This window comes from Chryseobacterium amylolyticum (genome assembly GCF_051011775.1).
Classification (GTDB): domain Bacteria; phylum Bacteroidota; class Bacteroidia; order Flavobacteriales; family Weeksellaceae; genus Chryseobacterium.
In genome coordinates this window covers 13505-27389 of sequence record NZ_JBPCHX010000010.1, presented here as the reverse complement: position 1 = coordinate 27389, position 13885 = coordinate 13505, and the positions used below count along the sequence as shown (strand labels likewise).

Sequence of the window (13885 nt, the reverse complement as noted above, 5' to 3'; positions counted from 1 at the left end):
CATTTTTTTAATCTTTAAATTATTTTCAATTTTAAATTCAATTTGTTATTTATTCCACCACATTTTCACGTTAATATTGTCTCCTCCCATTGATTGTACGGCTGCGTTATAATTCTCTGTATTCATCACTTTTGTAGCGGTAGGATACATGAATCTCACGGGCATTTGCCCGCCGTTCTGAAGACCACCGTTATTAGGGAGCACCGGAAGTTTTGTACGTCTGTATTCATACCATTGCTGGTGATCAACAAAAAACAGCGAAATATATTTCTGAAGCATAATTTTTTCCAGAGAACCGTCATAGGCTACTTTAGGATTGCTGAAGTAATTGGCCGGAACTGTTGCACCCCATTGTTCAATAATTGATTTCACTCCGGTTTCATAGTAGGTCTGCTGGTTTCCTGCGATGATTCCTTTATTGACTAATTCTGCAAGGATAAACTGCACTTCAGAATAAGTCATGATTAAAATCTTTAAAGGTGCTTTCGCCAGATTTTGGTTCAGGTTGGAAGGCTGATAGTTGAAAGCTGTTCCCAAAGCGTATCCAGAAGGAGCTCCTTTATAGCCAAGATCTTCTCCTGATGTTGCTTTCGCTTTTGTGAAAAACATACTCAGTCTTGGATCATTATTATCTTTCATGGCATTCACAAAGAATTCACCTGCTGCCCTGTAAGCTGTAAAATCCTGTGGACGGGCTATTGGCGGCAGGTAGGGAGATATTCCGGAAAGCGGAAGTACCGCGCTGTCTGTATTATTCTGAAAAATAGGATATTGAGCAGGATTATTAACAATTTCCTGAATTCTTTCATAAACATTTACTTCTCCGTTTCGGCTTAAAATTCTGGTCAGTAACCTTAATGAAAGGGAGTTACAGAACTTTTTCCATCCTAAAATACCGGCCTGGCTGTTGGTATTGGCATTATAAAACAGATCTGTTTCCGTTAACGCCTGATTGGTATTGAATAATGAATTGGCCGTTCTCAGGTCATTTAACAGATGGATGTAAACATCTTTCTGCTTATCATATTTCGGTTTTAAAATATTTTCTTCAACTCTTACTGCTTCGGATAAAGGTATATCACCGAAAGCATCAGTAAGGTTGGAGGCAATCCATGCATTCAGGACCATTGAAATAGCCAGATAATTATTATTCTGTTCTTTGTCTGCATATTTTCTGAGATCATTTACCTGCTTAAGCCATCTGTAAGAAGTATTCCAGTAGCCGTTGCCACTTTTTTCGTCCATATAATATCTGCTGTAGGTATTTCCTTCATTCGGAAAATCCAAAGCAATCTGCATAATGTCAAAAGTGAAATCATCTGCCCTGTTATAGCCATAACTTCCCATTTCATACTGGATAGGAGCAAGAAGGCTTCCTACGGATGGGTCTTTAATCCTGCTGGTATCTGTATTGAACTCCTCGAAAGTTCTGTCACAGGATTGAAACATGAAAACAGAAACTGCCAATGTAAGATGTATGATTATTTTTTTCATTTTTAAAGATTTTAGAATTTAAGATTTAACTGAAAACCGACTGTTCTTGCTGTTGGAAGCTGACCCATCTCAACTCCCGGAGTGATGGTTGCATTATCCAGTGTAGCTACTTCAGGATCAAACATTGGAAACTTGGTCCACATCCATAAGTTCTTTCCGAAAATGGCAATCGTAAGGTCATCCAGACCTATAGATTTTATGGTTTCTTTAGGGAATGAATAAGCAATCCTTGCGTCTCTCAGTTTAATAAAATCTGTGCTGAAACTGTTGGTTTCCACATTGGCTCTTCTGTAGTAATCTCCGTAGTAAGAAGATACCAGTACTCCTTTTGTATTCGTACTGAAGGTTCCGTCAGGGTTCTGAACAACCCCGTCTCCTACAATCATTCCGCCAGGGTTATCTCTTCCCGGAAGGGTAGATTTCAGCTTCCCCTGCTCAGACATTTTATGATGCGACTGAGAATAAGCAATACCCCCATACTGACCGTCAAATGAGAAGCTTATCGTGAAATTTTTAATCCGGAAATCATTCTGAAGACCTGCTCTCCATTTCGGGAATGCATTTCCTACTTTTTCAATATCTGCAGGTCTTGCCGGAAGTCCGTTATCCCCGTAAATTACTTTTCCGTCCGGAGTTCTTAATAATTTAAATCCATACATATCTCCCAGTGAACCTCCTACTTCCATTTTATAGAAAACCACATCTCCTACGTTAGAAACAATTCCGTCAAAACCTTCAGGCAGCGTCATCACTCTGTTTTCATTGGTAGACCAGTTTCCACCAACCTTCCATGAGAAGTCTTTACCTTTTATGGCTAAGATATCTGCTGAAAGTTCCAAACCTCTGTTTCGGATTTTTCCGGCATTGATGATCCTTTTAGAATATCCTGCCTCGGTGGGCAATGATACAGGGATAATCTGATTTTCACTGACATTCTGGTAAGCGGTAAGATTAAGGTTCAATCTGTTTTTGAAAAGGCTGAAATCCATACCGGCTTCAATATTGGTATTTTTTTCAGGCTTAAGGGAAGGATTATTAAAAGTTGTAGGCGCTACCACACTTCCTGTAATGTTGCTGGCTGTATAATAATTATCCAAAAGATAAGGATCACTGTCTATCCCTACTTTTGCCCATGAAGCTCTCAGTTTCCACAAGTTCAGGTTATTGCTTTTCAGATTAAAAATATCTGATAAAATGAAACTGGTACTCACTGAAGGATAAAAGAAAGACCTGTTTTGCTTCGGAAGCGTAGAACTCCAGTCATTTCTTCCTGTAATGTCCACAAATACTTTATTATCATAACCCAGGGTAAGTAACCCGTATACACTGTCTACATGCTTATCCCTTGGTGCGGGATATTTAACCGGAATATTAAGTGCATTGGTAAGGCTGTATTCTCCTGCTGTTTTCAATCCGATAGCCTGATAATCATTCAACAGGTATTCATTATAACGGATACTCCCTCCGGCAGAGGCGGAAATACTGAGCTTATTCCAATCTGCTTTGTAAGAGAATAAGAGGTCATTGTTGTATTCCTGATTTTTAATAAACTGTTCTCTGTAGAACCCTTTCTGGTAATTGGCAGAACTCCATGGTCTTTTGGTCGTTCTTTTTTCATTCAGAATTTCAATCCCTGACCTCAGCATCAGGCTAAAATTCTTATTAAACTGATAATCTGCCGTAATATTTCCTGTAATAGTCTTCTTTCTGACTCCATTCAGCATTTCGTAAGCAATCATATAAGGGTTGTCTATATAGGAGCTGAACGGATGGATCTGATCAACCTGTTCCTGACCCGGCTTCCATATCGGTCTGTACCATTCAAGATCCACATTGGGATTCTGGAAGATCATGAAATAGGAGATCGACTGGTTGTTATATCCCGTCGCAGGAAGGTTATCACTGGTAGTAGTGTTATAAGCAAATTTTGTTGATATTTTTAATTTTTGGGTAAGCTGATGGGCAAAAGATAAGGCAAAATTGAATCTGTCGAAGCCTGTATTCGGCATCATCCACTCGTTATTAAGATACGTCAGTGAAGTTCTGAAGCTGGTTTTCTCATTGGAGCTTTCAACAGAAATACTGTTTGAATAGTTAGAACCTGCTCTCCAGAAACCTTTGATATTATTTTCATAAGGTCTCCACAATTGCCTTTCCTTACTCTGTCCCATCACCTCAGGGTCATACTGGAAATAATATTGTCCGGCGAATTTAGGCCCGAAAGCGCTACTGGTTCCTCCTGTACTTGGTCCATCCGGAGAAAGGCCATAAGAATAGTAAAAATTTCCTGCTGTATTGGTTGCCAGTGTTCCCTGTCCGTATTCGTACTGCCAGTCCGGCCACTTCAATACTGTATCAAAGCTTGAAGAAGAATTAAAAGTTACTCTCAGTTTTCCGTTTTTTGTTTTTCCGGATTTTGTGGTAATCATCAAGGCTCCATTGGCGGCACGGGATCCGTATAATGCCGCTGCAGAAGCTCCTTTTAATACGGTTACAGATTCAATATCGTCCGGATTGATGCTGTTTAAACCATTTCCAAGATCAATGGGAACATCACCTCCCGAACCTGCTCCATAGGCTGCCGTACCGGAACCTGTGGTAGAATTTCCCAATGGAACCCCATCCACTACGATCAGAGCATAGTTGTGATCCATCATTATAGATTTTTCCCCTCTCAAGGTAATTCTGGAAGTTCCAAGCGGCCCTGCTCCGGCGGTCTGGATTTTAAGACCTGCCACTTTCCCTTCCATTGATTGTGCCCAGTTGTTATTCTGGGTTTCTTCAAAAGTTTTGGCTTCTACTTTCTCGGCAACATAACCTAAAGCCCTGTCGTGTCTTTTGATGCCCAAAGCAGTAACCACTACTTCGTCAAGTCCTTTAACCGTGTCTTTTTTAGCTTTCTGCTGTGCTGCCAGATTGACGCTGACGAATCCTAACAGCGACAAAACCAACAGTTTTTGTGTCTCTTTACGCATTTCCTTTTTGTTTGCGCAAAATTAGAACGACATTACAAGGAACGTCTTAACACACTTTTAACGTTTCTTAAAAATTTATTAAACCATTTGTTAAGCCAGTCTTAATAACATTAGATAAATAACTTATTAACAGGCAATTAATCAATTAAGTATTTTTAATACGGTTTCCAGACTGTATTTATGTATCTTTATTGTCTTGCATTGAGATAATACCACACAAAACACACAAATGATTGATTTACAATATTATAACATACATTAAATAGCAAATTTTCTCCTACAAAAAAATAAGGGGTAAGTTCCAAAAACGAACAGTCTGACCCCTTTTTTAAGAGTCAGACTGTGTAAATTATGATTGTAATTGATTTAGCTGGGGGTATAATTAAACCACCCCGTCAAAAATTCTTCGAATTTTTGACACCCCTCCGGAGGAGGGGAATACTTTGTCCTTCAGTTGTTATATTCTGAAGATTTTAAATCTGTTTATTTATTCTTTAACTGATCAGGAATATTGGTTGTTACAAACCCTATTCCCTGTTTCTTCAGCTCATCATATACGGCAACATCATTCACAGTCCAGGCATTGGTAATTAATCCTAAAGCTTTTGCTTCAGCAATCCATGTCGGGTTCTTCTGGAAAACACTGTAGTGGTAATCCATTCCGTCCAATCCTTCTTTTTTAATCTGCTCAGGAGACAGCTCGCCGTTCAGGTACTGAACTTTAAAGGATGGAGCCAGTTTTTTGATTTCCTTACAGATATTCAGGCTGAAAGAAATAAACTCACTCTGAGATTCCAGCTTCATATCCCTGATCATTTTAATTGTTTTCTCCGTGATTTCATTTTCTATTTCCGGAGTTTTGGCAGGTTTAATTTCAACAATTAATTTCAGAGATTTATCTTTTTTCCCCTGCTTCAGGTAATCTTTTAAAGTAGGAAAATTTTCTCCGTTGGATAATTTCAATGCTTCCAGTTCTTTGAAAGTGGTTTCTGAAATTTCCATTTTACCATGGTGCTCATCATGATTGATCACCAATACACCGTCTTTTGTCATTCTTACATCAAATTCAGACCCATATACTTTTAATTTCTGGGCATTTTCCAACGATTGAAGTGAATTTTCCGTGGTAGGAGGCTGAGCCTGGAAATATCCTCTGTGGGCGATGATCTGGGTTTGTGCTTTCATCATAACTGTACTTAAAACTGCTAACCCTAAGATAAAATTTTTCATAATATAATTTAGATTATTAAAAACAAAGTCCTGAAACTTTCTGATAAAGGTAGTTATTAAAAATTGAACCACGGAAACCTTTATGTCTTCCGTGGCTCAAAAGAAGTTAGAAAGTATATTTTGCACCGATCTGGATCTGATAAGGATTTCCTGTCAAAGGAACCAAACCACCTCCGCTTACATTTTTGGTGTATTCGTACTGCATGGTATCTTTATTGAACTTGGTTACTTTATACAAAGAAGTATTTGAGTATGATTTGTTTACCCCCCATTCTTTGTTAAGAAGGTTGGCTACGTTGAAGATATCCACAGAAAGTTCAAAAGCTCCGACTTTATCGAATTTAATTTTCTTGGCAACACGTACGTCCCAAACTCCGTAGAATCCGTTTTTACCTCCGTTACGCTCTGCGATTCTTCCGTTATATTCATTGATATAATCTTTCAGGGCCTGCCCTACCTGCGGATCATCCAGAATGGCTTTGGTAAGATTAGGGAAGATAAAAGCAAGGTCATTTGAATCTACGAAGTCTCCGTTGATATTTCCTCCTGTGGTTGCTGAGAAACGCGTCCCTCCGATTCCCGAATACCTGATCCCTAATGTAAATCCTGCAATGGTTGGAGAGTTACCGTAGATCACTACTTTGTTTCTGAACTGGTTGTCTGAATAGGTCATTCTGAGATCTCTCGGATCACTCTGGATCATGGTAGACAATGTCGCTGAGTTGGCTACGTTTCCGTTGTAAGAAGTATTGTCTTTAATATCAGACCATGTGTAACTTGCTGTGATTTCTCCGTCTTTCCAGTAACGGTAACTTGTATCGATTACGAATGAGAACTGATTTACTTTACCATCACTCACCAATTCCAGTACTCTTCCGAAATTCTTATTGATTCTTCCCTGTTTCCAGTCAAAGCTTACACTATTATTGGCATTATTGGTAATAGCTCCTGTAGGGATAAATACTCCTCTTCCGTCTTCATTAGCCAAGGTAAAGAAAGGATTGGCCACCATGTTTCTGTCGTAATAAAAATAATTATTTCTACCCAGAGCCATGTATCCTGCAATTCCCGCTCTGAATCTTTCATTGAAGAAATGGGTATATGAAATATTTGCTTTATAAACAATCGGGATTTTTGCATCCTTACCGGTATAGTTGATGGTTGGAATCTGATACTGGGAAAGTGAAGGCACAGAATTATAATCGTTCCTGTAACTGTTGAAATCCGGGAACGGAACATCTTTACCTGTTACATCCACTGTAGCCAAGTGTTTCCCATCAAATACAAGGTTGTTAATAATCATATAGTTGTTGATATCGGAAGAGAAAATTCCGGCACCGAACTTCAGGAAGTCTTTATTTTCCTCATTGATGTTCCAGTCAAACTGAAATCTTGGCTGGATGACAAATGATTTGATCTGATTATCGGTTCTGATTCCCATTTCATCAAACAGTTTCTGGTTGAATTTTGCTTTCGGATAACCGCCGTAATCTAATCTTAAACCGGCCATTAAATCAAGACCTTTTGCAATTTTCGTCTGGAATTGTCCATATAGACCGATGTTCCATATGTTTGATCTTACAGACGGATCAGCCACCAAAGGAACTTCTCTGTAGAATCTGTAAGGCGTCATGGTGTCAAAATTACTCATCCCCTGGAAATGGAATCTTCCGTTCACCTCACTTCCGTATACTGATTTTGCCGTTGTATACATAAGGTCAGCCCCAAACGTATATTTTACCTTATCTGTATTGTAATATAAGTTATCTACAATCTGGAATACATTATTTCTGAAGCTTTCCTGAGCAAAACGATGTCCCCCGATCTGGATATTCGTAGACCCCACACTGGAAGATACACCTTCAACAATTGCTCTCGGAACCGGTTTTCCTAATTGATTGTTCTGATAGCTGTCCTGGAAAGTATAAAGATACTGAGCCTTCAATTCATTGGTCAGATTAGGCTGAAGGTTTGATCTTAATGTTAACAATAAGCTGTTATCAAGGTTTTTGTCATTTCCGTAAGATTCAAAGAAGTTGATATTGGTGTTATCCCCCAATCCGTTTTTATTAAGATCGTAGGTGAAGTTATTTCTAAGCGTTAATAAATGTTTTTCATTGATCTGCCAGTCTAAACGTAAAAATCCGGCATCAGAGTTTCTCACTTTATCAAAGCTTCCGAACTGCGGACTGTTTCCTACCCCGTATTTTGCCCTTGCAATATCCAGAAACTGGTTAAGTGTCTGTGTTGTTGTATTGAATCTTTTCTCGTCATCCGGAGACTTGATATCAGCAATTATCAAAGGTCTTGAATCCAACTGATGATCCCATGCTACAAAGAAATGCAACTTATTTTTAATGATCGGACCTCCTAATGAAAACCCGAACTGGGAAGTAGAGAAATCATTATCTCTTTTGTTCCCCCTGATGTCATACGGGCTGGAAAGCCAGTTGGTTCTTAAATATTCCCAGGCACTTCCTGAAAACGTATTGGTTCCCGATTTGGTAACGGCACTTACCGTTCCTCCTCCGCTTCTTCCCAATGTAACATCATATTGGTTGGTGGTGATTTTGAATTCACGTACTGCTTCAATAGAGATTGAAAACGGTGCACCGCTTCGGCTGGTAGTAGATCCTGCAGAGGTTGGATTTTTTGCAGTCATCCCGTCTATGGTAAAGTTGGTGGAAGATCCAAGCTGCCCGGAAAGGTTTCCTCCTTTTCCACTTAAAGGTGACAGTTCCGTAAGGTTGGTAAAGTTTCGTCCGTTTACAGGAAGCATACTGATGTTCTTGGCAGAAATTGCGGTAGCTGCTCCCAGGTTTCCGATCTTGTTTTTAAGGTTTCCGGTGATCTTTACTTCTTCAATATGCTTCTCATTGCCAAGATCCATATTGACTGTCACCTGATCACCGAAGTTCACATTGTACCCTTCTTTTTTATCATCATTTACAATGACGGTGTAAGGCCCTCCCAAAGGAATTTCCTTAAAAATATACTCCCCTTTTGAGTTGGTTTCCGTTTCCGTTCTGAATCCTGTAGACTCATTCACGATCGTTACTTTCACTTTTTCCTGAGCCGTACTTCCCGGTCCGGTAACTTTCCCTACAATAGAAGCTTGTGTGGTCTGTGCATAAGCCATTGTCCCAAGCCCTAAAAACAATAATCCCAGTACAATCTTTACTTTTTTCATTTCTTCCGAAGATCTATATTATTAATTTTTTGATGTTAGCCCGGAAACCTCTTTGATTTTCACGATGATAGATCATTTTGAGGTTTCTTTCAATCAGATGTGCAAAGGTATTTTGACTTTAAGAGCGGGGTGTTTAAGAAAGTTTTAACATTTTTTTAATTAAATCAGAACGTTATGTTAAATTAGTTTAAACATATGTTTTATGTTATAGAGAACCAATCTGTTAAAGCATATTAAGCATTTTTAATTTTCCTGTACTATTTTATTCTGTTATTTTTTAAATGCGATTACTTTAGTTATTTTTGCTCAAAAGATAGAAAAGCAATGTCTGAAAACATTCAACAAAAGATAGAACAGCTCCGCAAAGAGCTTCATCAGCATAATGAAAACTACTACCAACTGGATACTCCCACAATCACGGATTTTGAGTTCGACATGCTTCTGCAGGAACTTCAGGATCTGGAAGCCAAATATCCTGAATTTTATGATGAAAACTCTCCTACGGTACGTGTAGGTGGTGGTGTTACCAAGGTTTTCCCTACGATTCAGCATAAATTCAGAATGTATTCTCTGGACAATTCTTACGATTTTGACGATCTTGAAGACTGGGAAAAGAGAATCATCAAAACGATTGACGATCCGGTAGAATTTGTTGCTGAGCTGAAATATGACGGTGCTTCCATTTCTATTCTTTATGAAAACGGTAAACTTTCACAGGCTGTGACCCGTGGTGATGGTTTCCAGGGAGATGAAATTACCCCGAATGTACGTACCATTTCAGATATTCCTTTGACTTTAAAGGGTGATTTCCCTGCTCAGTTTTTTATGCGTGGCGAAATTTATCTGACCAGAAAAAACTTTGATAAAATCAATAAACTGCGTGAGGAAGAAGGTCTTGACCCCTTCATGAATCCAAGAAATACAGCCAGCGGAAGTCTGAAAATGCAGGACAGCGCTGAGGTAAGAAAACGCGGACTTTCTTCTGTATTGTATCAGTTTATTTCTGATGAAGTTCCTGCTGAAAGCCATTGGGAGCTGCTTCAGAAAGCGCAGGGCTGGGGATTTAAAACGTCTCAGCAGGCCAAATTATGTAAAACGATGGCTGAAGTACAGGAATTTATTACATTCTGGGATACGGAACGCCATAACCTTCCTTTTGAAATAGATGGAATTGTTTTAAAAGTGAATTCATTGCAGCAGCAGAGACAGCTTGGCTATACAGCGAAATCTCCCCGTTGGGCAATGGCATACAAATTTAAAGCAGAAAAAGTAGAGACAGAACTTCAGAGTGTCTCTTATCAGGTGGGAAGAACCGGTGCTATCACTCCTGTTGCCAACCTTAAACCCGTTTTACTGGCCGGAACGATCGTAAAAAGAGCTTCTCTGCATAATGAAGATATCATTAAAAAGCTGGATCTTCATGAACATGATTTTGTTTATGTAGAAAAAGGAGGTGAAATTATCCCGAAAATTGTAGGGGTAAACACGGATAAAAGAACGGAAGAAAGCAAAGAAATTGAATATATCAAACATTGTCCTGAATGTGGTACCGAGCTGGTAAAAATTGAAGATCAGGCGATTCATTTCTGTCCGAACGAGCTTCACTGTCCGCCACAGGTCGTAGGAAGAATGATCCACTACGTTTCCAGAAAAGCATTGAATATTGACAATCTGGGAAGTGAAACGATTGAACAGCTGTACAGGGAGAGACTGATTGAAAATCCTGCAGATTTCTATGTTTTAACGAAAGAACAGCTTCTTCCGTTGGAAAGAATGGCTGAAAAATCTGCCCAGAACATCATCACAGGAATTGAAAAATCCAAAGAAGTTCCTTTTGAAAAAGTTTTGTACGGAATCGGAATTAAGCATGTAGGGGAAACAGTTGCCAAAAAACTGGTGAAAAACTTTCCAACGATTGAAGAATTAAAGAACGCTACCATTGAAGAACTTTGCCAGGTGGAAGATATCGGGAATAAAATTGCAGTAAGCATCGTTGATTTTTTCCAGAATCCTGAAAACATTTTGATGATCGAGCGGTTAAAATCTTATGGTGTACAGCTTGAAAAAGGAGAAAGCACGAATGAAGTTCTATCCAATGTTCTGGAAGGAAAAACGTTCCTTTTTACCGGAAAATTATCTCTATTCACAAGAGAAGCAGCTGAGGAGATGGTAGAAAAGCATGGCGGAAAAAATATTTCTGCCGTTTCTAAAAACCTCAACTATCTTGTGGTAGGTGAAAAGGCAGGAAGCAAGCTGAAAAAAGCCCAGGATATCGGGACAATTACGATTCTGGATGAGCAGCAGTTTCTGGATCTGATTGAGAAACAGTAATAAAATCAAAATAATATTAAATAAACCATTAAGATATTGTCTTAATGGTTTATTTTTGCAATCAATTCTATAAAAAGAATAAAAAAAAGAATAAACTAAACCATGAAAAAAATCTATTTAATCATTTTGATGATTCTGTTTGCACAGTTTCAGGCTCAGACGTTAAATGTCGACACCTATCTGAAAACAAAATTGTTTACTTACGGAGCAACAAGGGATTCTAACGGAAACGTTATTACTCTGGATACAAATAATGATGGACAGATTCAACTATCGGAAGCTTCGCTGGTTTATAAAATAAATCTATCTGATCTTTCAAATGCTATTACAAGTTTATCAGTACTTACTGAATTTCCAAATTTAACTGAGCTAAAACTAACAAATCCTGATATATCCTCTGATCTGGTTTTCAGTAATTATACTCATCTTCAAAAATTAATTTTTTCAGGCGGAACAGTAGGTAACGTAACGATTGAAAACTGCAATGCTATAAATACCGCACAAATTGGCAGCGCGGGAAACGTTATAAATATCCAGAATACTTCGGTACAAGAAATTTCTGTTTCCAACATTAGTGGGTTTAATATTTCTGGACTTCCTAATCTTACAAAATTATCATTGGAGAATTCAACGATGACTTCTTTAAATTTAAGTAATCTCCCTGCTCTGGAAGAAGTAAATGTTAGTCAAAACCAATTTCTAACAAGTATTAATTTTGCCGGAGATACAGCTTTGAAAAAGCTAGAATTATTTCGTAATAAACTAAGCAGTCTTTCGATTCCTAATCCTTCTTTAGTAAACTATTTAAGTATAAGCTTCAATCTTTTCCAGACTTTTGACGTAACCCCTTATACCGGATTGGTAATGTTTCTTGCTAACGACAACCAAATCACAAGTCTGGACTTTAGCTCAAGCCCTCTGATTGGAATGCTTTATATTTACAATAATCAGCTTACTACATTAACACTTAATAATAATCCAAATTTAGGTTATTTATATGCCAATAATAATCATATAACTAATATTGCATTTGATCAGGCAAAAGGCTTAAAAGGTATTCAGGTAATGAATAATTCGCTTACGAATATTGATTTATCAAAGCAGACTATTCTGGATATTGCTGATCTTGATAATAATCTTACTTTACAGACTTTAAATCTTAAAAACGGAAAGCATAATTATCTTGGCATTGGCTTTTCAAATACACCACAACTGCAATATGTATGCACTGACCCTATAGAGACTAACTATATAATATCGCAATTAGCATCCTATAATCAGCCCAATGCTGTTGTAAATTCTTATTGTTCTTTCACACCAGGAGGCTCTTATTTTATCCTTCAGGGTAAAACAAGATATGACATGAACACAAATGGATGCGACATTAATGACATAATAAGACCTTTTCAAAAATTCAATATTTTAGGGCAAAACATGGCCATTTCAGATGCGTTCGGATCTTATTCTTTCCCTCTGATATACGGAACGAACACTATCTCTCCTATATTGGAAAATCCTTCTTATTTTAATATTACGCCACCTTCATTCACTACCAATTTCCCAACACAGGTAAGTCCTTATACACAGAACTTTTGTTTAACAGCAAATGGTACCCATAATGATCTGGAAATTGTTATTATTCCTATGCAGGCAGCAGTTCCGGGATTTGATACTCAATATAAAATCTTTTATAAAAACAAAGGAACAGGAACACAATCCGGAAATATAGCTTTTAATTTTGATCATACCCGAATGGTCTATCAGTCTGCAACGACATCTCCAAGCTCTCAATCTTCCGGAACACTGAACTGGAGTTTCACGAATCTTCTCCCTTTTGAAACCAAAGAAATTACCGTAACGCTGAAGTTAAATACACCAACACAAACTCCACCACTTAATGGAAATGATGTTTTACATTATACCGCACAAATCAATGGAGCTGCTGATGAAACACCTGCTGACAATAATTTTGCATTAAATCAAACGGTTGTCAATTCTTTTGACCCGAATGATAAAACCTGTCTGGAAGGAACTACAATTACCCAAACCCAGGTAGGAGATTATGTACATTATCTGATCAGGTTTGAAAATACAGGAACAGCAAACGCAAAGAATATTGTGGTGAAAGATGAAATTGACATTACTAAATTTGATATTTCTTCCCTGGTTGCATTAAACGGAAGCCATAATTTTGTAACAAGAATTACCAATCCGGATACGGTAGAATTCATCTTTGAAAACATCCAACTGCCTTTTGATGACGCGCATAATGACGGCTATGTTTCGTTTAAAATCAAAACAAAATCTACCTTAAATCCTGGAGACAGCTTCAGTAATACTGCGAAAATTTATTTTGATTACAATCATCCGATTATTACCAATACCTATACAACAAGCGTTCAGAATGTATTAGCAACAGCAGAAGCCAATAAGGAAAATACGGGTATTGCTGTTTACCCGAATCCGGTAAGAGATATTTTACATATTCAATCTAAAAATGAAATTATAAAAGCTGAAATCTATGATGCAGCAGGAAGAATTATCCGTTCAACAAATGTAAATGGAAACTCAATTCCTGTTTCTGAACTTTCAAAAGGAAATTATATTCTTAAAGTTTTCATGAAAGATAAAGCAATTGTACAGAAGTTTATCAAAGAGTAATCTC

Annotated in this window: 6 protein-coding genes; 2 read left to right on the top strand and 4 right to left on the bottom strand. The window is 37.9% G+C overall.

Going from position 1 to position 13885, the window contains the following annotated elements:
* Window positions 1-45 precede the first annotated feature (45 nt).
* From ACR1PO_RS21560 to ACR1PO_RS21545, 4 genes are all read right to left on the bottom strand, one after another.
* Entirely contained in the window at window positions 46-1494 is a 1449-nt protein-coding gene (locus ACR1PO_RS21560) for a SusD/RagB family nutrient-binding outer membrane lipoprotein (RefSeq protein ID WP_433988130.1), read from the bottom strand.
* 11 nt (window positions 1495-1505) lie between these two features.
* A complete protein-coding gene (locus ACR1PO_RS21555) occupies window positions 1506-4469 on the bottom strand; it encodes a SusC/RagA family TonB-linked outer membrane protein (RefSeq protein ID WP_433988129.1) in 2964 nt (987 codons plus the stop codon).
* A 483-nt stretch (window positions 4470-4952) separates the two neighbouring features.
* A complete protein-coding gene (locus ACR1PO_RS21550) occupies window positions 4953-5699 on the bottom strand; it encodes a glycerophosphodiester phosphodiesterase (RefSeq protein WP_433988128.1) in 747 nt (248 codons plus the stop codon).
* Between the two features lie 106 nt (window positions 5700-5805).
* Window positions 5806-8889, bottom strand: a complete 3084-nt coding sequence (locus ACR1PO_RS21545; RefSeq protein WP_433988127.1) for a TonB-dependent receptor — start codon at window positions 8887-8889, stop codon at window positions 5806-5808.
* Between the two features lie 324 nt (window positions 8890-9213).
* Between ACR1PO_RS21545 and ligA the strand changes: the two genes are divergently transcribed.
* Both ligA and ACR1PO_RS21535 read left to right on the top strand, forming a co-directional pair.
* The gene (gene ligA, locus ACR1PO_RS21540; RefSeq protein ID WP_433988126.1) at window positions 9214-11220 is read left to right on the top strand and encodes an NAD-dependent DNA ligase LigA; all 2007 of its coding nucleotides are present in this window, start codon (window positions 9214-9216) and stop codon (window positions 11218-11220) included.
* A gap of 102 nt (window positions 11221-11322) precedes the next feature.
* Window positions 11323-13881 (top strand): DUF7619 domain-containing protein, encoded by a 2559-nt coding sequence (locus tag ACR1PO_RS21535; protein ID WP_433988125.1) that lies wholly within the window; start codon window positions 11323-11325, stop codon window positions 13879-13881.
* The last annotated feature ends 4 nt before the right edge of the window (window positions 13882-13885 follow it).

What these genes read in the sequence shown, in the direction of transcription:
- ACR1PO_RS21560 (WP_433988130.1), bottom strand. Translation starts at nt 1,494, where the DNA reads ATGAAAAAAATAATCATACATCTTACATTGGCAGTTTCTGTTTTCATG.
- ACR1PO_RS21555 (WP_433988129.1), bottom strand. Translation starts at nt 4,469, where the DNA reads ATGCGTAAAGAGACACAAAAACTGTTGGTTTTGTCGCTGTTAGGATTC.
- ACR1PO_RS21550 (WP_433988128.1), bottom strand. Translation starts at nt 5,699, where the DNA reads ATGAAAAATTTTATCTTAGGGTTAGCAGTTTTAAGTACAGTTATGATG.
- ACR1PO_RS21545 (WP_433988127.1), bottom strand. Translation starts at nt 8,889, where the DNA reads ATGAAAAAAGTAAAGATTGTACTGGGATTATTGTTTTTAGGGCTTGGG.
- ligA (WP_433988126.1), top strand. Translation starts at nt 9,214, where the DNA reads ATGTCTGAAAACATTCAACAAAAGATAGAACAGCTCCGCAAAGAGCTT.
- ACR1PO_RS21535 (WP_433988125.1), top strand. Translation starts at nt 11,323, where the DNA reads ATGAAAAAAATCTATTTAATCATTTTGATGATTCTGTTTGCACAGTTT.